At 72.8% G+C, this 21,174-nt stretch carries 17 protein-coding genes; 12 read left to right on the top strand and 5 right to left on the bottom strand.

The annotated features are described in order from the left end of the window. Positions 1-70: 70 nt before the first annotated feature. Entirely contained in the window at positions 71-1,234 is a 1,164-nt protein-coding gene (locus J5Y09_RS00545) for a sulfotransferase family 2 domain-containing protein (RefSeq protein ID WP_209349760.1), read from the top strand. Between the two features lie 97 nt (positions 1,235-1,331). Here J5Y09_RS00545 and J5Y09_RS00540 read toward each other — a convergent pair whose 3' ends face one another. Then, a complete protein-coding gene (locus tag J5Y09_RS00540) occupies positions 1,332-2,804 on the bottom strand; it encodes a glycosyltransferase family 61 protein (protein WP_209349759.1) in 1,473 nt (490 codons plus the stop codon). Positions 2,805-2,882: 78 nt separating this feature from the next. Continuing rightward, complete coding sequence (locus J5Y09_RS00535; protein WP_209349758.1) at positions 2,883-3,233, bottom strand: metalloregulator ArsR/SmtB family transcription factor; 351 nt, start codon at positions 3,231-3,233, stop codon at positions 2,883-2,885. A gap of 174 nt (positions 3,234-3,407) precedes the next feature. On the opposite strand from J5Y09_RS00535, the gene J5Y09_RS00530 reads away from it, so the two are divergent. The 8 genes from J5Y09_RS00530 to J5Y09_RS00500 all read left to right on the top strand — a co-directional run bounded on the left by J5Y09_RS00530 (position 3,408) and on the right by J5Y09_RS00500 (position 10,680). Further along, positions 3,408-4,121 (top strand): GntR family transcriptional regulator, encoded by a 714-nt coding sequence (locus J5Y09_RS00530; protein ID WP_209349757.1) that lies wholly within the window; start codon positions 3,408-3,410, stop codon positions 4,119-4,121. A gap of 204 nt (positions 4,122-4,325) precedes the next feature. Beyond that, a complete protein-coding gene (gene atzF, locus J5Y09_RS00525; protein ID WP_245216719.1) occupies positions 4,326-5,678 on the top strand; it encodes an allophanate hydrolase in 1,353 nt (450 codons plus the stop codon). After that, a complete protein-coding gene (locus J5Y09_RS24155) occupies positions 5,675-6,079 on the top strand; it encodes an allophanate hydrolase-related protein (protein ID WP_245216718.1) in 405 nt (134 codons plus the stop codon). The genes atzF and J5Y09_RS24155 overlap by 4 nt, the downstream gene beginning before the upstream one ends. 24 nt (positions 6,080-6,103) lie before the next feature. Then, positions 6,104-7,054 (top strand): ABC transporter substrate-binding protein, encoded by a 951-nt coding sequence (locus tag J5Y09_RS00520; RefSeq protein ID WP_209349756.1) that lies wholly within the window; start codon positions 6,104-6,106, stop codon positions 7,052-7,054. 13 nt (positions 7,055-7,067) lie between these two features. Continuing rightward, positions 7,068-7,916, top strand: a complete 849-nt coding sequence (locus J5Y09_RS00515; protein WP_209349755.1) for an ABC transporter permease — start codon at positions 7,068-7,070, stop codon at positions 7,914-7,916. Continuing rightward, positions 7,909-8,682 carry an ABC transporter ATP-binding protein gene (locus J5Y09_RS00510; RefSeq protein WP_209349754.1) on the top strand — a complete coding sequence of 258 codons (774 nt, stop codon included), beginning with the start codon at positions 7,909-7,911 and terminating at the stop codon, positions 8,680-8,682. Before J5Y09_RS00515 ends, J5Y09_RS00510 begins: the two co-directional genes overlap by 8 nt. A 7-nt stretch (positions 8,683-8,689) precedes the next feature. Next, positions 8,690-9,799, top strand: coding sequence for a cyanuric acid amidohydrolase (gene atzD, locus J5Y09_RS00505; protein WP_209349753.1), 1,110 nt, complete (start codon positions 8,690-8,692; stop codon positions 9,797-9,799). Continuing rightward, positions 9,799-10,680, top strand: a complete 882-nt coding sequence (locus J5Y09_RS00500) for a polysaccharide deacetylase family protein (RefSeq protein WP_209349752.1) — start codon at positions 9,799-9,801, stop codon at positions 10,678-10,680. Before atzD ends, J5Y09_RS00500 begins: the two co-directional genes overlap by 1 nt. Here the strand turns inward: J5Y09_RS00500 and J5Y09_RS00495 are convergent. The 3 genes from J5Y09_RS00495 to J5Y09_RS00485 form a co-directional block, all read right to left on the bottom strand. Further along, the gene (locus J5Y09_RS00495; RefSeq protein WP_209349751.1) at positions 10,671-11,954 is read right to left on the bottom strand and encodes a hydantoinase/carbamoylase family amidase; all 1,284 of its coding nucleotides are present in this window, start codon (positions 11,952-11,954) and stop codon (positions 10,671-10,673) included. The two genes, J5Y09_RS00500 and J5Y09_RS00495, sit on opposite strands and share 10 nt — an antisense overlap. Before the next feature lie 62 nt (positions 11,955-12,016). Continuing rightward, positions 12,017-13,918 (bottom strand): putative bifunctional diguanylate cyclase/phosphodiesterase, encoded by a 1,902-nt coding sequence (locus tag J5Y09_RS00490; RefSeq protein ID WP_209349750.1) that lies wholly within the window; start codon positions 13,916-13,918, stop codon positions 12,017-12,019. Further along, positions 13,918-15,060, bottom strand: coding sequence for an FIST signal transduction protein (locus J5Y09_RS00485; protein ID WP_209349749.1), 1,143 nt, complete (start codon positions 15,058-15,060; stop codon positions 13,918-13,920). Before J5Y09_RS00485 ends, J5Y09_RS00490 begins: the two co-directional genes overlap by 1 nt. 100 nt (positions 15,061-15,160) lie before the next feature. Between J5Y09_RS00485 and J5Y09_RS00480 the strand changes: the two genes are divergently transcribed. Genes J5Y09_RS00480 through glgC form a run of 3 tightly spaced genes read left to right on the top strand, consistent with a single transcriptional unit; the run spans position 15,161 to position 21,165 of the window. After that, positions 15,161-17,665, top strand: a complete 2,505-nt coding sequence (locus J5Y09_RS00480; protein ID WP_342451382.1) for a glycogen/starch/alpha-glucan phosphorylase — start codon at positions 15,161-15,163, stop codon at positions 17,663-17,665. Continuing rightward, complete coding sequence (glgB, locus tag J5Y09_RS00475; RefSeq protein WP_209349748.1) at positions 17,662-19,869, top strand: 1,4-alpha-glucan branching protein GlgB; 2,208 nt, start codon at positions 17,662-17,664, stop codon at positions 19,867-19,869. The genes J5Y09_RS00480 and glgB overlap by 4 nt, the downstream gene beginning before the upstream one ends. Before the next feature lie 27 nt (positions 19,870-19,896). Next, complete coding sequence (gene glgC, locus J5Y09_RS00470) at positions 19,897-21,165, top strand: glucose-1-phosphate adenylyltransferase (RefSeq protein ID WP_245216717.1); 1,269 nt, start codon at positions 19,897-19,899, stop codon at positions 21,163-21,165. Positions 21,166-21,174: the final 9 nt, after the last annotated feature.

Raw genomic sequence — 21,174 nt, 5'->3', positions numbered from 1 at the left:
GCGGGCGCCGCCCGTGCAGAGGGGGGCGCCCTTGCCCCCCGCGCACCGTTTCGACATGAGAATGGCGCAGATGCCGATCACCCGCGACGATGTCCTGGCCGCCTACCGCACCCTGCTCGGGCGGGACCCCGAGAGCGAGGACGTCGTGGCCGCGCGGCTCGGCCACGACACGGTCGCGGCGCTGCGGGCGGAGGTCATGGCCTCGGCCGAGTACCAGCGCCGGCGCATGGCCCAGGCGCCCGCCCGCCCGCCGCGCGCGAACCTCGTGACGGATGAGGAGGTGGCCGCGGTCTACGGCGCGCTGCTCGGCCGCGCGCCGGAAGACCCGCTGCTCGGCGCCCGCTTCCGCGCGGCGGAGATGACGGCCGTCGACCTGATGCTGTTCGTCATGCGCAGCCCGGAATTCCAGCGCACCGCGGGGCCGCGCTTTTCCGTGGCGCCGCCCGGCCCTTCGCCGGAAGCGACCGAGCCGGCCGGCCATCCGCCCATCCGCCACCCCTTCGCGATGGAGCCGCGGCTGCTGCCGCTGTACTTCTTCCTGCACATCCCCAAGACCGGCGGCACCAGCCTGAACCGTGCCTTCGACCGGATGTTCCGCAGCCTCGTGCTCTACACCAACCCGCGCGAGCTGGAGCGGCTGGTGGGCGAGGATCCGGGCTTCTTCCACCGCTGGCTGCTCGTCACCGGGCATATCCTGGTCGGCAACCCGGCCGCGCTCGCCTCCCCGCGCCCGACCGTCTTCCTCGCCGTGTTCCGCGACCCCGTATCGCGCGCCGTGTCGCTCTACGACTATGCGCGCGCGACGCCGAACCACCCGCTTCACAGGACGCTGTCGTCCATGACGCTCGCCACGGCGCTGCGCGACTGCGTCCCCTTCCGCCACGTGACGACCAATGCTCAGCTGCGCTTCGTCTTCGGCGGCACGACGATGGCCGAGGTGCGCGACGCGCTGCGGGCGCGCAGCTACGTGCTGGGCCGGGTCGATGCGCTGGAGGATTTCCTCGACGCCGTCGCGGCCTATTCCGGCCTGCCCCGGCCGCCCTTCGTGCCCCGGCTGAACACGGGGGAGGACCAGCCCCCGGCCGAGCCCGCCGCCGGCCAGCCCGACATCGCCGAGGCGCGCGCGGCGCTCGCGGCCGCCAACGCGACCGAAGCCGCCTTCGTCGCCGAATGGCTCGACCGGCCGCTCGCGACGGTGGGCGTTGCGGCCTCGGGCACGGCGCGGGCGACATAGGCGTCGCCCGGTGCGGCCGGCGCGACATCGCAGTCAAGCCACCCTGCCGCCGCGAGGCCGCCCGCGCTGCCACGCGTGACCTGCGGCGGGTGTGCCCTCAGCCCCGCGCCCCGGCCTCGAACCGCGCCAGCGCCTCGAGCATCGGCGGGATCTCCACCCGCCAGCGTTCCTCCGCCCCGAAGGCGGGCTCCAGCCACAGCGCATGGCGATGCCCGACGATGCGCGACAGCCGCGCCATGCAGAAGCGCGGCGCGTGCCAGGCGGGGGTCACGGGCATCAACTCGAACACCGCGAGCCCCGGCCGCGCCGTGAGCAGATGGGCGAGGCCCGCGCCATGCGGCGCCACCACCGCCTCCGCCCCGCGCAGCAGCGCGACCTGGCGCAGCAGCGGCATCTCCTCCAGCCGCACCGTCGCGTAGCCGCGCGCGGCGAGCGCCGCCTCCACCTCCGCCTCGTTCGCCATGGGCCGCGCGGCGCTGCCCCGGCGCGACAGGTAGATGCGCCGCGGCCCAGGCGCGCGCGCGGCGTCCGCATCCGCCGCCGCCGCGATGCGGTCGAGCAGCGGGCGATAGGCGCCCAGGCGCGTAAGCCAGGGCGCGCCGGCAGGCACCATGTAGAGCCGCTCGACGAAGACCGCGTCGCCCACGGTCACGCGCGGCGGCGGGCGGGCGAAGGCGAGGTCCAGGCTCTCCTGCACGAAGCCCGGCGCGCGGGGCGGTTCCAGCAGGGCGATCGGCGGATCGCGCTGCTCCGGCAGCCAGGCGAGCGCCGGCAGCCATTCGGCGTACCAGTGGAAGAAGTTGAAGGCCTCGTTGAAGGCGAAGACCGCCTCGGCCAGCCGCGGCGCGGTCGCCATGGCGGCGCGGGACCGGCGCAGCAGCGGCCAGCGATGGGTGCGCAGCAGGCGCCGGTCCGGCCGCCAGATCTGGCCCATGTCGTTGACGAAGACATCCTCCCACACGCGGACCCAGGGCGCGCGGTCCTGCGCCAGGGTGGCGCGGAACTGGGCATCGAGCCGCGCGAATTCCGCCGCCTCCGCCGCCATGCGCCCGCCGGCGTGGAACACGGCGAAGGAGGCGCCGGGCGCGCCGCCCGCGGCCAGGTGCGGCGCCGCGGCGAAGCCGAAGGGGGATGGGCGGGGCTCGGGCTCGGCGAGGTTGGCGAAACGGCGCCAGGCGGTCTCGGTGGCGAGCTTCAGCGCGGGATGGTCGAGCGCGCGCGCGACCACCGTCAGCGTCGGGCCCATCGGGGTCAGCACGCCGTCGTCGCGCAGGATGTCGGGATCGGCGAAGAGCGTCGCCAGCGCTTCCGCCCCATGGCCGGCACCGGCGAGGCGCCGGGCGGCGAGCACGCGGCGCTGCCGCGGCAATTCGGCGCGGATGGCGGCGAGCGTGGCCGCCGCGATCCGCTGCGGGTCGCCCAGCGCGAGGGCGGCGTTCACGAAGGCGAGGACGGCGCCCGCATCGGGCGCGGCCCCGGCCTCGGCTTCGAAGATGGCGACGATGCCGGGCCAGTCGGCGGCGGCCTCGAGCACCGCGAGTCGCGCGGCGAGGCCTTGCCCAGCCTCCATGGCGGTCGTCCCCGGATGATCCGGGTCGTTATCCTATCGCAATGCCCTTGGCGCCAGGAGCGGCGGGCGCCGCGGGCATCAATTCTCCGCCGGGCAGAAGATCTCGTGCAGCGTGCCCAGGATCTTCGCCACGCGCGGGTCGGAGATGCGGTAGTAGATCGTCGTGCCCTCGCGCCGCGTGGCGACCAGCCCGTCCTCCCGCAGCTTCGCCAGGTGCTGCGACATGGCGGGTTGGGAGAGGCCGGCGCGGCGGGCCAGGCGCCCGACCGGCGCCTCCCCTTCCACGATCAGCGTGCAGAGCACCATCAGGCGCCGCTCGCTGGCGAGCAGGCGCAGCATGGCCGCGGCCTCGGTGGCATGCGCCTCCATGGCCGATGCGTCCGGCGCGCCGCGCAGGGCGGCGTCGCGGTTGTCGACGATCACATCCATAGGTTGATTATAGCCCCGGCAGGCATTCTTGATCCAGCGCAAGTGCGCTGTCGCCGCCCCGTTTCAAGCCCCAGGGGGAGGGACTTCGCGCCCGGCACGTTGCGTGCTTCGAAGGAGAAGGCGCGGCGGCCCCTTCTGCGGGGTCGCGCGACCGGCAGGAGGCGGACGCGGAGCATGGACGAACGGCCCGACAGCCCGGGCGCGACCGGGCCGGCCCCCGACGCGCCGGCGCGACGCCCGACCCGCGCCGAGACGCTGGCCGAGGCGATCGCCTCCGCGATCACCGAGGGCCGCCTCGCACCCGGCATGGCGCTTGAGGAAGAACGGCTCGCCGCGCTGCACGGCGTCTCCCGCACCCCGGTGCGCGAAGCCTTGCGGCTGCTGGCGGCGACCGGGCTGATCGAGCAGCGCCCGCGGCGCGGCGCCGTCGTCGCGCGCCCGGAACCGGCGCGGCTGGCCGAGATGTTCCAGGCCATGGCGGAGCTGGAGGCGGTCTGCGCCGGCCTTTGCGCCTCGGCCATGGGGCGGGCCGAGAAGGCGGCGCTCTATGCCCGCCACGCCGCGATGGGCCGGCTGGCGCGGGATGGCGCGGTGGACGCCTATCGCGACGCCAATGTCGGCTTCCATGAATTGCTCTATGCCGGCGCGGGCAACCGCTATCTCGCCGAACTGGCCGAGACGACGCGGCGGCGGCTCGCCCCCTTCCGGGCGGCGCAGCTGGGCGGGCCGGACCGGCTCGCGGCGTCCCATGCGGAACACGGCGCGATCGTGACGGCGATCCTGGCCGGCGACGCGACGGCCGCGGCGGCCGCGGTGCGGGCGCACCTGGCGGCGACCGAGGGCGCCTGGGGGCTGATGGCGGGGCAGCCTCCAGCCCGGATGGGCTGAGGCGCCGGGCGGTCAACGGCGACACCCACGCGCCGGCCTGACGACCGCTGGCCCGCGCGCCCGACGCGCGAGCGATCCTGCGCCGCCGCCCGTTTCATCGGCAGCCGGCGCCCATCGCAGCCGAAATTGCATGCAGTTGCGCATACACACGGCCTCGGCGCGGGGCCCGCCGGTCGGCACGCCGCTTGCTGATCCCGCACTGCGATGAACCTCGTCGACCATCCTTTCCGGATCGCCGCGCTGCACGCGGCCTATGCCGCCGGCGCGACGCCCGCCGCCGTGCTGGCGGAAGCGCGCCGGCGCCTCACCGCCGCCGAGGATCCGGGGATCTTCCTCGACCTGACGCCCGAGGCCGATCTCGCCGCCGCCATCGCCGCCCTGCCGTCCTTCGATCCGGCCCGCTTCCCGCTCTGGGGCATCCCCGTCGCGGTGAAGGACAACATCGCGGTCGCCGGCCGGCCCATGACCGCCGCCTGCCCCGCCTTCGCCCATGTGCCGACGGAGGACGCCACCGCCGTCGCCAGGCTGCGCGCCGCCGGCGCCCTCGTTCTCGGCAAGGCCAATCTGGACCAGTTCGCCACCGGCCTCGTCGGCGTGCGCACGCCATACCCGGCGCCGCGCAACGCCCTCGCGCCGGACCGCGTGCCGGGCGGGTCCTCCTCCGGTTCCGCCGTCGCCGTGGCGCGGGGGATCGTCGCCATCGCGCTCGGCACGGATACCGCCGGGTCGGGGCGCGTGCCCGCGGCGCTGAACGGGATCGTCGGGCTGAAGCCGTCGCTGGGCGCGGTCTCGACGCGCGGCGTCGTGCCGGCCTGCCGTAGCCTCGACTGCGTGTCGGTCTTCGCCGCGGATGTCGAGGATGCCTGGACCGCCTTGCGCGTCCTGGCGGGCGAGGACCGGGCCGACCCGTTCAGCCGCCCGATCGCCTGGGCGGAACCCGGCACGGCGCCGGCGCGCATCGCCATCCCCGCCGCGCCCGACCTGCACCTGGACGAAGCCCCGGCGCGCGCCGCCTGGGTTGCCGCGCGCGGGCTGCTGCCGGGTGCCGAGGAAGCGTCCATCACGGCGCTGCTGGACACCGCGGCGCTTCTCTATGACGGCCCCTGGGTCGCGGAACGCGCCGCCGCCTTCGGCGACTTCGCCGCCGCGCATCCGGGCGCGCTGCATCCGGTGACGCAGGCGATCGTCGCCGGCGCGGCGCGGTTTTCCGCCGTCGACGCCTTCCGCGGCATGTACCGCCTAGCCGAGCATCGCCGCGCCGCGGAGGATTTCTTCGCGCGCTTCGATGTCCTCGCCGTGCCCTCGGTGCCCTGCTTCCCGACGCTCGCGGCGCTGGCGGCGGATCCCTTTGGGCCGAATGCCCGGCTCGGCACCTATACGAACTTCGTCAACCTGCTCGACCTCGCCGCGCTGGCGGTGCCGGGCCCGCCGCGGCCGGACGGCCTGCCGGCGGGGATCACGCTGATCGGCCCGCGCGGCAGCGATGCCGCGCTCGCCGCGCTCGGGAAGGTGTTTGCCGCGCGTGTCGCGGCGGCAGGAAAGGCGGACGCCGCATGATCGAGATCGCCGTCGTCGGCGCGCACCTTACAGGGCTCGCGCTGAACCATGAACTGCTCGGCCGCGGCGGCGTCTTCGCCCGCGCGGTCGGCACGCGCCCCTGCTACCGGCTGTTCGCGCTGGCCGGCGGGCCGCCGCGCCGGCCCGGCCTGCTGCGCGTCGCGGCGCGCGACGGCGCGTCCATCGCCGCCGAGGTCTGGACGCTGCCGGCCGAGGGCTTCGGCCATTTCGTCGCGGGCATCCCCGCCCCGCTGTGCATCGGCACCGTGCTGCTGAACGACGGCACCACGCCCAAGGGCTTCCTGGTGGAGCCCGAAGGGCTCGCAGGGGCCGAGGACATCACCCGCTTCGGCGGCTGGCGCGCCTTCCTCGCCGCGACCGCCGCACCCACCCCCGCCTGACGCTTCACGCAAGGAGAAAGACGGATGATCCGCCGCCGCCACCTGTTCGCCGCCGCCGCGCTGCCGATCGCGGCGCCACACATCGCCAACGCGCAGGCCGCGCGCACGGTGAAGATGGGCTCGCTGCGCCTGATTCATTCCATGCCGCCGCACTTCTACCAGCGCTTCGCCCCGCCCGGCATGACGATCGAGATCACCACCTTCGACAGCCCGACCGACGGCAAGAACGCCGTCGTCACGCGCAGCGTCGATTTCGGCGGCTTCGGCATCGCGGCCGGGACGCTCGGCGCCGCGGCGGGGGAACCCGTCGTCGTCATCGGCGCCTTCTCCAACCGCGGCATGGGCGTGGTCGCGAAGGCCGGCTCGGGCATCACCAACATCGCCGGTCTACGCGGCAAGCGCGTCGGCATCTGGCCGGGCTCGACGCAGGAGGTCTTCATCCTCGAGCGGCTGCGCCAGTCGGGGATGACGATCCGCGACATCACCTCCGTCCGCGTGCCCTTCGGCGAGATGCACGCGATGCTCTCCCGCGGCGACATCGACGCCTATGTCGGCGCCGAGCCGGGGCCCGGCCTGTCCATCACCTCCGGCGTCGGCACGCTGGTGGAATATCCCTACGGCACGCCGATGGGCGGGCTGAACATGATCTTCGCGACCAGCGAGGCGCTGATCGCGCAGGACCCGGCGCTGGTGCGCACCATGCTCGGCGTCCATCGCCGCGCCACCGAATACATGATGGCGAACCTGCCGGAAGTGGCGGAGGCGACGGTGCGCATCCTCGGCGCGCAGCGCGCCGCGGTGGACCACGCCTTCGCCAACGACAACATCCAGTACGCCTGGCGGCTGGACGAGACGGTGCTGACCCAGGCGCGGCTCTATGCCCAGCAGATGCTGGAGATGCGCCAGATCCGCGCGCTGCCCGACTTCTCGAAGTTCCTCAACCCGCGCTTCTCCAACGAAGTCGCGACGTCCTGACGGCAGGCCGGCGATGAGCGTGACCACATCCGTCGCCGCTTCCCCCGAGGCCGTGCCGGTGCGTGCCGGCCCGGGGCTCTGGCGGCGCACGCGCGGACTGCTGCTCGCGCTCATCGTCCCGCTGCTGCTGCTCGCCTTCTGGCACTACGCGGTCAAGGCGGGGATGACGCGGCTCATCCCCTCCCCCGCCGAGGTCGCCGAATACATGGTGGACTTCGCGGTGGGGGGCATCTGGGACGATGCCTTCTCGGCGACGCTGCACATCCACCTGCTCGCGTCGATGAGCCGCGTCTATGGCGGCTTCGCGCTGGCGGCGCTGGTCGCCGTGCCGCTCGGCATCCTGATCGGGCGGAACGAGACGGTGCGCGCGCTGCTCGACCCCTTCCTGCAGCTGATGCGCCCGATCCCGGTCACGGCCTGGCTGCCCCTGTCGATGATCCTGTTCGGGCTCGGGCCGAAATCGGCCTTCTTCCTGGTCTTCCTCGGCGCCTTCTACCCGATCCTGCTCAACACCGTCTTCGGCGTGCGCAGCGTGGAGAAGCGGCTGTTCGAGGCCGCCTCCATGCTCGGCTGCACCGGGTCCGCCCAGTTCACGCGCGTGGTGCTGCCGGGCGCGCTGCCGTCCATCTTCACCGGGCTGCGGCTGGGGCTCGGCCTCGCCTGGTTCGTCATCGTGGTTGGGGAGATGACGGGCGTGCCGCAGGGCCTCGGTGCCGTCATCATGGACGGGCGCACGCTGAGCCGGACGGAACTCGTGATCTGCGGCATGATCGTGATCGGGATCGCCGGCTTCGTCTCCGACCGGATCGTCGTGATGCTGATGAACCGCCTGCTGCGCTGGAGCCCGTCCCACCATGGTTGAGCTGCCGATCCTCGATGTCCGCGGCGTGGGCAAGATCTACGAGCTGAACGGCCAGAAGATCGAGGCGCTGCGCGACGCGAACCTGACCGTCCGCAAGGGGGAATTCGTCTGCCTGATCGGCGCCTCGGGCTGCGGGAAATCCACCCTGCTGCGCATCGTCGCGGGGTTCGAGCCGCCGACTACGGGACAGGCACTGATGTGGGACAAGCCGGTCGCCGTCCCCGCGCCGGACCGCGGCATGGTGTTCCAGGACTACGGCCTGTTTCCCTGGCTGACGGTGCGCCAGAACATCGGCTTCGGCCCGACCTCCCGCGGCCTGCCCAAGGCCGAGGTCCGCGAGACGGTCGAGCGCTTCGTGAACATGGTGGGCCTGACGCGCTTCGCGGACGCCTATCCGCACCAATTGTCGGGCGGGATGAAGCAGCGCGTCGCCATCGCCCGCGTGCTGGCCAACGACGCCGAGATGGTGCTGATGGACGAGCCCTTCGGCGCGCTGGACGCCATGACGCGCGAAAGGCTGCAGGACGAGCTGCTGGACATCTGGCAGCGCACGAAGCTGACCGTGCTGTTCGTGACCCATTCGATCGAGGAGGCGATCTTCCTCGCCGACCGGGTGGTGGTGATGGAACCCGGCCCCGGGCGCATCGCGAGCGAGCACATGATCGACCTGCCGCGGCCGCGCGACGTCGCCTCCCCCGAATTCAACGTGGTGCGGCGGGACCTCTCGGCCCGGCTGCACAGCCACCACGCGCGCAAGGCGGCCTGACCGCGCCATGGCACGCATGGCTTCGGTGCATCGGGTGCCGATGCGCCATCCCGGGGATGTGACCGGAATCGCGGCGCTGCTCGACGCCGGCACGCTGCGCGCGGCGTCGATCGTCGCCATCCTGGGCAAGACCGAGGGCAATGGCTGCGTCAACGACTTCACCCGCGCCTATGCGGTGCAGGCCTTGTCGCTGCTGCTGGCGCGGCGCCTGGGCACGACGGAGGAAGACGTCGCCGCGCGCGTCGCCATGGTGATGTCGGGCGGCACGGAAGGCGGGCTGTCGCCGCATTTCCTGATCTTCGCGGTGGAGGACACGGACGCGCCCGCGACCGGCGCGCTGGCGCTCGGCGCGGCCTTCACGCGGGACTTCGCGCCGGAGGAGATCGGGCGCATGGCGCAGGTGGAGGCCACCGCCGAAGCCGTGCGCGCCGCCATGGCGGAAGCCGGCATCTCCGACATGGCGGATGTCCACTACGTGCAGGTGAAGTGCCCGCTGCTGACGAGCGAACGCATCGCCGAGGCCGAGGGGCGCGGCGCCACGGTCGCGACGCACGACACCTACGCCTCGATGGGACTGTCGCGCGGCGCCTCCGCGCTCGGCGTCGCGCTGGCGCTGGATGAGGTGCCGCGCGCGGCGCTGTCCGATGGCGCGATCGGGCAGGACCTGTCGCTGTTCTCGGGCCGCGCCTCCTGCTCCGCCGGCGTCGAGCTGACGCGCAACGAGGTGGTGGTGATGGGCCGCGCCGCGTCCTGGGCCGGCGACCTGACCATCGCGCATGCGGTGATGCGCGACGGCATCGACCTGCCCGCCATCCAGGCGGCGCTGCGCGGCGCGGGGCTCGATGCCGGCGCGGGGCAGTTGGCAGACAGCGAGGCCGGGCGGCTCGTCGCCCTTCTCTGCAAGGCCGAGCCATCGACGAGCGGACGCATCCGGGGGAACCGCCACATCATGAACGACGACAGCGACATCAACGCGACGCGCCACGCCCGTGCGCTGGTCGGCGGCGTGGCCGCGGCCGCGGTGGGGCGGACGGATCTTTTCGTCTCGGGCGGGGCGGAACACCAGGGCCCGGATGGCGGCGGGCCGGTCGCGATCATCGCGCGGAAGGCCGGCTGATGCGCCCGGTCGAGCGCCTCCGCTACACCGCGCCGTCCGACCGCCCGCGCCACGAAGGGCCCGGCGGGGCGCGGCTGATCGTCTGGCCGGTGGTGAATGTCGAGAACTGGCTGATCGAGAACCCGATGCCGCGCCAGGTGCTGGTAGCGCCGACCGGTGCCGCGCTGCAGCCGGACGTGCCGAACTGGGCCTGGCACGAATACGGGATGCGCGTGGGCTTCTGGCGCTTCCACGCGCTGTTCTCGCGCCTGGGCATCCGCCCGACGCTGTCGGTGAACGGCAGCGTCATCGACGCCTATCCGCGCGTCGCCGCAGCCGCGCGCGACGCGGCCTGGGAATTCATGGGCCATGGCTGGTTCCAGGTGCCGACGCATCGCGTCGAGGACCAGCGCGGCATGATCATGCGCACGGCGCAGGCGATCCTGGACTTCACCGGCCGGCCCTGCACCGGATGGCTCGGCCCGGGCCTGACCGAGACGCCCGAGACGCCCGACCTGCTGGCCGAAGCGGGCGTAGCCTGGACCGGCGACTTCGTGGTGGACGACCTGCCCGCACGCATCGCGACGGCGCACGGCACCATGCTCGCCATGCCCTACAGCGTGGAGCTGAACGACATCCCCGTGGTGATGATCCAGCACCATGACGAGCAGGAACTGCCCCGCCGCGCCCGGCTGCAGGCCGCCCGCCTGCTGCGGGAGGCGGAGGAGGATGCCGGCTGCAAGGTGATGTGCGTGGCGATCCACCCCTACATCACCGGCGTGCCCCATCGCATCGGCGCGCTCGAGGCGCTGTTCCAGGACCTCGCCGCCGATCCGCGCATCGCCTTCCTGCAAGGCGACGAGATCGCCGCCTGGTATCTCTCGACCGGCGATCAGGCCTGATCGAGCAGGGCGGCGACCGCGCGCGCCAGCACGGCGAGCCCCGCCGCCACGTCCGGCATGTCGAGCGCCTCGTCGGGGTTGTGGCTGCCGTTGCGGTTGCGCAGGAACAGCATCGCGGACGGCACGCCGGCGCCGGCGAAGGTGGCGCAGTCGTGCCCGGCGCCGGAGGCCATCTCCTTCGCCGGCACGCCGGCCGTCACGGCCTCGCGCATCAGCAGCGCCCGCAGCCCGGCATCCATCCGCGCAGGGGCGGCATGGGTGGGGGGGCCGAAGTCGAAATCCACGCCGCGCGCGGCGCCGATCCTCAGCGCCTCGGTCTTCAGCCAATGGTCGATCTCGCCGAGCAGGTCGGCGTCGATGCTGCGGATGTCGAGGCTGAAGCGCAGCAGGCCGGGCACCTTGGTGGAGGTATGGTGCGCCGGGTCGGTCGCGAGGATGCCCGTGGTGCAGACGAGGTCCGCGCCTCCGGCCTCCAGCATCGCCCAGCGCGCGTCGAGCGCCGCGATCAGCGCCACGCCCGCCATCGCCGCGTCGCGGCGGAAGGCGCGCGGCACGGCCCCGGCATGGGCGTGCTGGCCGTGCGCGCTGGCCTGCGGGTAGCGCAGGCTGCCGCGGATGCCGGTGACGATGCCGATCGGCAGCGCTTCCTCGACCAGCACCGGACCCTGCTCGATATGCGGTTCGAGGAAGCAGGCGAGGCGCCCGGCGTCCAGCAGCGGGCGGCCTTCGCGGATCGGGGCGGGGTCGAGGCCCTGTTCGGCCATGTGCTGGGCCAGCGTCCGGCCCGTGTCGACGCGGCGCAGCGTGTCCGGCGCCTGCCTCGGCAGCAGCCCGAACAGGGCGCGGCTGCCCAGATAATGGGCTGGGAACCAGCACATCTCCTCCGCCCGGATGCCGAGGACCAGCAGGTCCCGCCGGGGGCGCCGCCCGGCGGCGATCAGCGCCGCGGCCGTGGCGAGGCCGAGCACCACCCCCGCGGCGCCGTCGTAGTTCCCGCCATGCGGCACGCTGTCGAGATGCGAGCCGATGGCGATCGCCGGCAGGTCGCGATCGGTCCCCGGCAGCACCATGCGCAGGGTGCCGATGGCGTCGGAGGCGACCTCAAGCCCCAGTTCGCGCGCGGCATCGGCCATGATCGCATGCGCGGCGGCCTCGCCCTCGCCGTAGGAGGCGCGGGTGACGCCCGGCGGGTCGAGGCTCGCTTCCCGCAGGCGCGCGAACAGCGCCTCGGCAAGCCGCAGCGCGTCGGACAGGGCGCGGTCGGGGATCGGCATGTGCGCCAGCCTAGCACTCGCCGTGCCGCGGCCGGCATGCGGAGTTCGTCTCCGGGCGGGGCCTATTCGGCCGCGGCGGGAAAGGCGCTCGCGGTGGAGGCGAGGAAGTCGGGCACGTCCTCGGGCGGGATCGGGTGGCTGAACAGGAAGCCCTGCGCGTCGGTGCAGCCGACGCGGCGCAGGCCCGCGAGTTCCGCCTCCGTCTCCACCCCCTCGGCGGTGGTGCGCATGCCCAGGCTCTGGCCGAGCCCGACGATGGCGCCGACGATCGCCCGCGCATCGCCGCGCGCATCCAGGTCGCGCACGAAGGACCGGTCGATCTTGATCGTGTCGAAGGGAAAGCTGCGCAGGTAGCTGAGCGAGGAATAGCCCGTGCCGAAATCGTCCATGGCGATCCGCACGCCGAGCGCCCGCAGCCGGTTCAGCTGCGCGACGACGACCGCGCTGTCCTGGAGCATGATGGTCTCGGTAACCTCCAGCTCGAGCCGGGAGGGCGCGAGCCCCGATTCGGCCAGAGCGTCGCGCACCTGGTCGACGAAGCGCGGCTGGCGGAACTGGACGGAGGAGACGTTGACCGCGACCGACATCTGGCCGGGCCATGCCAGCGCCGCGCGGCAGGCCTCCCGCAGCACCCAGTCGCCGATCTGGACGATGAGGCCGGTCTCCTCGGCGAGCGGGATGAAGGTGGCCGGCAGGCTCAGCGTGCCGTCGGGCTGGCGCCAGCGGAGCAGCGCCTCGAAGCCGCTGACGCGCAGCGTGCCGACATCGAGCAGCGGCTGGTAGAGCAGCGTGAAGTTCCGATGTTCCAGCGCGTCGCGCAGCGCGATCTCGGTCGCGCGACGTTCCTGCATGCGCGCATCCATCGCCGGCTCGAAGAAGCGCCAGGCGCCGCGCCCGTCGGCCTTGGCGCGATAGAGCGCGAGGTCGGCGGCCTTGAGCAGCGTGTCGGCCGCGGCACCGTCCGCCGGCGCCAGCGCGATGCCGATGCTGGTGCCGACGACGATGCGGTGGCCGTTGATGAGGTAGGGCGCGGAGACGACTTCGACGATCCGCCGCGCGAGCGCCACGGTGTCGGGTGGCTGGCGCCTCAGGTCCTGGATGATCGCGAATTCGTCGCCGCCCAGGCGCGCGACCATGTCGGTCTCGCGCAGCGTCGCGCGCAGCCGTGCCGTCACCTCCGTCAGCAGCAGGTCGCCGATCGGATGGCCGAGCGTGTCGTTCACCTGCTTGAAGCGGTCGAGATCGAGGCACAGCAGCGCGAAGCCCTCGCCGCGCTGGGCCCGCGCCAGGGCCTGGTCGATGCGGGCGAGGAAGCTCGCCCGGTTGGGCAGGCCTGTCAGCACGTCATGCTGCGCGAGATGGGCGATGCGGGCCTCCTGCGCCCGGCGCTCGGTGATGTCCTGCACCAGCAGCACGCAGCCGGATCCCTCCATCCGGCGGGAGGAGAGCAGCAGCATGCGCCTGCCCGCCATGCGCTCGATCTCCGCCGCGCTGCCGGACAGCAGGCTGCGGCGGATGTCGCGCGTCGCTTCCTCCGCCTCCTGGCCGGGGCAGAAGCCGTGCGCGCAGGCGGCGGCGACCATTTCCGCGAGCGTCGTGCCCGGCACGACGGCGCCGTCCGGCAGGCCGAGCATCTCGCCGAGCCGCGCATTCACGACGAGCACGCGCTCGGCGGCGTCGAGCATGGCGAGCCCGTGCGGCATGTTGCCGAGCGCCGCCTCGAAGCGCAGGTTCTGCACGCTGATATCCTGGAGCAGGCGCTCAAGCTCGACATTCGCGCCTTCGAGCTCCTCCGCCATGAGGTCCATGGCGCGGTCCGTGCGCAGCCGGTCCCGCTCGGCTTCCTCGTAGGAGGAACGGACCATGCGCGCGAGCGCCCTGATGTCGACGCCGCCATCCGGACCGGTCGCGCGCGCCAGCTGGCGCGCGAAGAGCCGTTCCATCTTGGCCTCGACGTCGCCCATCACGCGGCTTCGCGCAGCAGGGTGACCGTCATGGTCTGGTTGTGCAGTTCGCAATGGCCGCTGGCGGCCAGGGGCGACAGCTCGCCATAGGAGTAGAAGCCGAGGATCGGCTGGCCCGGCGGGAACTGCGCCGCCACCGCCTCGATCTCCTCCGCCGTGCGCTGGCCCATCAGCAGGCGCCGGCCGATGCAGCTGACGAGCAGGGCGAGCCCGTCCCCGGCGGCGCCCTCGCAGCGCTGGGCCGCGGCACGCGCCGCTTCCGCCGCGCCGGAGACGAGGCCGTCGACGCCCCCGCGCATGAGCTGCGCGCGCCAGCCGGCCGGCATGTCGCCGGCGAAGGTCATGCTGCGCGCCGCCTTGTCCACGCCGAGCACGGTGCGCACCAGCTCATGCCCCGGGCGCGCCGGGTTCCAGATGCGCAGCGGGAACAGCAGCGCGCTGCCGGGCAGCCCCTGCGCCTCGTCGCCCAGGTAGCGCTCATAGAGATCGAGCGCGGGTGCGCCATCCAGTTCGTGCAGGACCGGGCCGTCCGCCTGCGTGATCCGTCGCTCGGGGCCGAAGCGGCGCCAGCCGCCGGCGCTGCCATGGCCGAAACGGACCGACGGCCCGTAGAAGCCGATCGCGGCGACGCGGCGTTCGGCCGGCGCGGCCTCACCGGCGCCGACCAGCGTCGCGGCGAAGGCGGCGCCATCCCCGGCGAGCCCGCCGCTGACCGGCACGCCCGGGCCGAGCCGCTCGGTGATGCCGGCGGCGAGCGCGCTGCCGTTCACATGCAGCCCGTCCGAGAGCACGAGCACCCCGGCGAGATCGGGCGCGGCCAGCGCGGCGCCCAGCCGGCGTCCGCAGGCGTGGGAGGCGCCGCGCTCGATCGCGTTCTCGGTCGCGAGCCGCACCCGGGTGCCGGCGAAGCGCAGCGCGGCGCCGACGGCGCCGTCCTCCTCCACCTCGAGCCCGAGGGACTGGCCGCCGGTGCTGCAGCCGACGACGACCGCGCCCGGGAAGGCCTCACGCAGCGCCTGGTGGCAGCCGCCTTCGGCAAGCACGGGGCGCGCGCCGAAATAGAGCACGAGGTCCGCCTGTGGCTCGTCGCCCGTCGATGAGAGGCCGGCCTGGGGAGACCAGCTGAGCTTCGCGACGCGCATGTCGGCTCCATGATTCTCACACCTTCAATAGATGCGCTGACATGCAGGAACCGTTAACGCATGGCCCCAGGCCACATCGCTTTCAGCGGCGGGCCCACATCTGTTAGTTTGCGGCGCAGCAACCGCTGCCCGGCCCGGAGACAAGCCCCTGGACACGCACGCCGCCCCCGTTCCCGCCGCGAGCGGCGCCGCCGCGCTGCGCGACCTGATCCTGCGCAAGCTGACCTACACGCTGGGCAAGCTGCCCTCGGAAGCGCGCGACCGCGACTGGTTCGTCGCCACCGCCATGGCCGTGCGGGACCACATCACCGAGCGGTTCCTGAAGCAGATGCAGGAGACGCGGGGGCGGGAGGGCAAGCATGTCTACTACCTCTCCCTCGAATTCCTGATCGGGCGGCTGCTGCGGGAGAACGTCCACAACCTCGGCATGGCGGAGGACCTGCGCGCCGCGCTCGCCGATCTCGGCGTCACGCCCGACCAGGCGCGGCTCGCGGAACCGGACGCGGCGCTCGGCAATGGCGGGCTCGGGCGGCTCGCCGCCTGCTTCCTCGAGAGCATGTCGAGCCTTTCGATCCCCGCCTTCGGCTACGGCATCCGCTACGACCACGGGCTGTTCCGGCAGATCCTGCGCGATGGCTGGCAGCAGGAATTCCCCGAGGACTGGCTGTCCTTCGGCAACCCCTGGGAATTCGCCCGCCCCGAGATCCGCCACCGCATCGGCTTCGGCGGGGAGGTGGTGGCCGAGGCGAGGCCCGACGGCAGCGAGAAGCTCACCTGGCAGCCCGGCGAATGGGTCGATGCCGTCGCCTACGACACGCCGGTGGTGGGCTGGCGCGGCAAGCATGTGAACCTGCTGCGGCTGTGGCGCGCCCGCGCGCCGGACCCGCTGCGGCTCGATGCCTTCAACCGCGGCGACCATGTCGGCGCGCTGGGCGAACAGGTGCGCGCCGAGGCGATCTCCAAGGTGCTCTACCCGGCCGATGACAGCCCGGCGGGGCAGGAATTGCGGCTGCGGCAGGAGTATTTCTTCACCTCCGCCGCGCTGCAGGACCTGGTGCGGCGGCAGCTGCGCCAGGCAGGCACGGTGACGACGCTCGCCGACCGCGCCTCCATCCAGCTGAACGACACGCATCCGGCCATCGCGGTGGCCGAGCTGATGCGCATCCTGATCGACGAGCACGACCTGCCCTGGGCCGAGGCGTGGCGCATCACGCGCGGCGCCATTTCCTACACCAACCACACCCTGCTGCCGGAAGCGCTCGAATCCTGGCCCGTGCCGCTGATGGAGCGGCTGCTGCCGCGGCACATGCAGATCATCTACGCGATCAACGCGGAGCACCTGGACGCCGTGCGCGCCGCCCATCCCGGCGACGACGCGCTGCTCGCCTCCGTCTCGCTGATCGGGGAAGACCATGGCCGCCGCGTGCGCATGGGACAGCTCGCCTTCGTCGGCTCGCACAAGGTGAACGGCGTCTCCGCCCTGCACACCGGGCTGATGCGGGAGACGGTGTTCCGCGACCTGCACGCGCTGCATCCGGACCGCATCGTCAACCGCACCAACGGCATCTCCTTCCGCCGCTGGCTGATGCAGTGCAACCCGGGGCTGACCTCGCTGCTGACCGATGCGCTCGGGCCCACGGTGCTGGACGATTCGATGCGGCTCGAGGCGCTGCGTCCCTTCGCCGACGATGCCGCCTTCCGCGGCCGCTACGCCGCGGCCAAGCGCGCCAACAAGGAAGCGCTGGCGGTGCTGGTGCAGGAACAGACCGGCGTGCGCATCGACCCCGCCGCGCTGTTCGACGTGCAGATCAAGCGCATCCACGAATACAAGCGGCAATTGCTGAACGTGCTGCAGACGGTCGCGCTGTACGAGGCGATCCGCGCCCAGCCGATGCGGGACTGGACGCCGGTCGTGAAGATTTTTTCCGGCAAGGCGGCGCCGGGCTACCACCGGGCGAAACTCATCATCAAGCTGGCCTGCGACGTGGCGCGCACCGTCAACCGCGACCCCGCCGTTCGCGGGCTGCTGAAGGTGGTGTTCCTGCCGAACTACAACGTGACGGCCGCCGAGACGATCGTGCCCGCGGCCGACCTGTCCGAGCAGATCTCGACCGCCGGCATGGAGGCCTCCGGCACCGGCAACATGAAGCTGGCGCTGAACGGCGCGCTGACCATCGGCACGCTGGACGGCGCGACGGTCGAGATGGCCGACCGCATCGGCGCCGAGCATATGTTCCTCTTCGGCCTTTCGGCGAGCGAGGTGGAGGAGAAGCGCGCCGCCGGCTGGCACGGCGCGCAGGCCGTCGATGCCTCCGACACGCTGGCCGAGGTGCTGGAGGCGATCGGCAGCGGCGTCTTCTCCCCCGACGACCACGGCCGGTACCGCGAACTGGTGGACAGCCTGCGCGGCAATGACTGGTTCATGGTGGCGGCCGATTTCGACGCCTACGTCGCCGCCCAGCAGCGCGCCGCGGCGCTGTACCGCGAACCGGAGGCCTGGCGCCGCGCCGCGGTGCTGAACACGGCCGCCATGGGCTGGTTCTCCGCCGACCGGGCCATCGCCGAGTACGCCGCCGGCATCTGGGGCGTGCCGACAGCGTCATGACATCCTGGCGCGCCGAGGAGCAGGCGATCGCAGACCTGCTCGCCGCGCGCCATGGCGACCCCTTCGCGCTGCTCGGGCCGCATGAGGCTGCGGGCGGGCTCGCGGTCCGCGCCTTCGTCCCCGGCGCGGAGGCCGTCCGCGCGCTGCTGCCCGGCGGCGCTCTGGCGCTGGAATGCCGCGACCCGGCGGGGTTCTTCGAAGGCTTCGCGCCCGGCGCGCCCCGCCCGCCGCCCTACCGCCTGCGCGCGACGCGCGGGACCGAGTCGTGGGACGTCCACGACCCCTACGCCTTCGGCCCGGCGCTCGGCCCGCTCGACGACCACCTGCTGGTCGAAGGCACGCATGCGCGGCTGTACGAACGCCTCGGCGCGCATCCCTGCGTGCATGAGGGCGTGGCCGGCACGCGCTTCGCCCTCTGGGCGCCGAATGCCCTGCGCGTCTCGGTCGTCGGCGACTTCAACGACTGGGACGGGCGGCGCCACCCGATGCGCAAGCGCGTCGATTCCGGGCTGTGGGAGATCTTCCTGCCCGGCGTGGCGGAGGGCGCGCGCTACAAGTTCGAGATCCTCGGCCGCGACGGCGCGCTCTGCCCGCTGAAGGCGGACCCCTACGGCTTCGCGGCGGAACTGCGCCCGGCCACGGCTTCCATCGTCGCGCGCACCGACGGCTTCGCCTGGACCGACGATGCCTGGATGGCCGCACGCACCGCGCGCGACACGCGGCGGGAGCCGATGGCGATCTACGAGGTCCATGCCGGGTCCTGGCGCCGCCATCCCGATGGGCGCTTTTACACATGGGACGAGATCGCCGAGGCGCTGATCCCCTACGCGGTCGATCTCGGCTTCACGCATCTGGAATTCATGCCGGTCAACGAGCATCCGCTCGATGCCTCGTGGGGCTACCAGCCGATCGGGCTGCATGCGGCCACCGCACGGCACGGGCCGCCGGACGGGCTGGCGCGGCTGATCGACCGCGCGCATGCGGCGGGGCTCGGCGTCATCCTCGACTGGGTGCCGGCGCATTTCCCGCTCGACGCCGCGGGGCTCGCTCGCTTCGACGGCGGGCCGCTGTACGAGCATCCGGACCCGCGGCGCGGCTTCCTGCCCGGCTGGGGCACGGCGGTGTTCGATTTCGGCCGGCGGGAGGTGGCGGCCTTCCTCGCCGCCAACGCGCTGTTCTGGCTCGAGCGCTTCCACGCCGACGGGCTGCGCGTCGATGCCGTCTCCTCCATGCTCTATCTCGACTACGACCGCGCGCCGGATGCCTGGGCGCCGAACGAGGATGGCAGCAACGTCAACCGCGACGCGGTCGCCTTCCTCCAGCAGGTCAACGCGCTGATCGCGCGGGAGGCGCCGGGCGCGGTCACCTGCGCCGAGGAAGCCTCCGCCTGGGCGGGCATCACGGCCCCACCGGCCGGCACCGGCCTCGGCTTCCGGCTCAAATGGAACATGGGCTGGATGAACGACACGCTGCGCTACGTGGCGAAGGACCCGGTGCATCGGCGGCACCACCACGACCTGGTCACCTTCGGCCTGATGTATGCCTGGAACGAGGCCTTCATCCTGCCGCTCAGCCATGACGAGGTGGTGCACGGCAAGGGCACGCTGCTCGGCCGCCTGCCGGGCGACGACTGGCAGCGCTTCGCGACGCTGCGCTGCCTCTACGCGCATATGTGGGGCCATCCGGGCAAGAAGCTGCTGTTCATGGGCCAGGAATTCGCCCCCTGGCGGGAATGGTCCGAGACGCGCGAATGCGACTGGTGGCTGCTGCAGCACGCGCCCCATCGCGGCGTGCAGGACCTGGTGCGCGAGTTGAACCGCCTGCACCGCACCCATCCCGCGCTGCATGCGCGCGATTGCGAGCCCGAAGGCTTCCGCTGGATCGAGGCCGACGACGCCGATCGCTCGGTCTTCTCCTGGCTGCGCTACGACGGGGCGGGCGGGCGGCCGGTCGCGGTGGTGACGAACTTCACCCCGCTGCCGCGGCCGGGCCATGTCATCGGCCTGCCCGCCGCCGGCGCCTGGCGGGTGCTGCTCAACACGGATGCCGCGCGCTTCGGCGGCAGCGGCGCCGGCAGCGCGGGGGAGGTCACGGCCGAACCATCCGGTTACCGCGACCTGCCGGCCAGCGCCACGCTCGACCTGCCGCCGCTGGGCGCGCTGTTCCTCGAGCCGGTTTCCTGGCCGCCGCCGGAACGGGCATGATGCCGCGACGACCGGGAGACCAACGACATGGCGGATGACAGACCCACCATCGGCCCGCCCTATGCGCGGCATGCCATGGCCTATGTGCTGGCCGGCGGGCGCGGGTCGCGGCTGATGGAACTGACCGACCGACGCGCCAAGCCCGCGGTCTATTTCGGCGGCAAGTCGCGCATCATCGACTTCGCCCTGTCCAATGCGCTCAACTCGGGCATCCGGCGCATCGCGGTCGCGACGCAGTACAAGGCGCACAGCCTGATCCGCCACCTGCAGCGCGGCTGGAACTTCCTCCGCCCCGAGCGCAACGAGACCTTCGACATCCTGCCCGCCAGCCAGCGCGTCGACGAACGCTCCTGGTACCTCGGCACGGCGGATGCGGTGTTCCAGAACCTCGACATCATCGAGGACTACGCGCCGCGCTTCATGGTCATCCTCGCCGGCGACCACATCTACAAGATGGACTACGAGCAGATGCTCGCCCAGCACGTCGAAAGCGGCGCCGAGGTGACGGTGGGCTGCATCACCGTCCCGCGGATGGAAGCGACCGGCTTCGGCGTGATGCATGTGGACGCGGCGGACCGCATCACCGCCTTCGTGGAAAAGCCCGCCGACCCGCCCGCCATCCCGGGGGAACCCGACAAGGCGCTCGCCTCGATGGGCATCTATGTCTTCGACACGCGCGTCCTGGCCGCGGAACTGCGCCGCGACGCGGCCGACGCGCATTCGACGCATGATTTCGGCAAGGACCTGATCCCGCACATCGTCGCCAAGGGGCGCGCGGTGGCGCATCGCTTCGAACGCTCCTGCGTGCGCTCGGGCGCCGAGGCCGCGCCCTACTGGCGCGACGTCGGCACGGTCGATGCCTATTGGCACGCCAATGTCGACCTCACCGACATCGTGCCGGACCTCGACCTGTATGACCGCGCCTGGCCGATCTGGACGCATGCGGAAGTCACGCCGCCGGCGAAGTTCGTGCACGACGTGGAAGGGCGGCGGGGGGAGGCGATCTCCTCCCTCGTCTCCGGCGGGTGCATCGTCTCCGGCGCGCGGGTGCGGCGCTCATTGCTCTCGACCGGCACACACCTGCATTCCTACGCCGCGCTGGATGGCGCCGTGGTGCTGCCCAATGTCGATGTCGGGCGCGGCGCGCGGCTGACCAATGTCGTGGTCGATCGCGGCGTGCGCATCCCGGACGGGCTCGTGGTCGGCGAGGATCCGGACCTGGACGCGGAGCGGTTCCGTCGCACGGAGGGCGGCATCTGCCTGATCACCCAGGCGATGATCGACCGGCTGGACTGACGCCGTGGC

Origin of the sequence: Roseomonas nitratireducens (assembly GCF_017813355.1) — a bacterium.
Taxonomy (GTDB): Bacteria; Pseudomonadota; Alphaproteobacteria; order Acetobacterales; family Acetobacteraceae; genus Neoroseomonas; species Neoroseomonas nitratireducens.
Note: the sequence above shows the minus strand (reverse complement) of the source record. Positions and strands in the feature narration are given on the sequence as shown.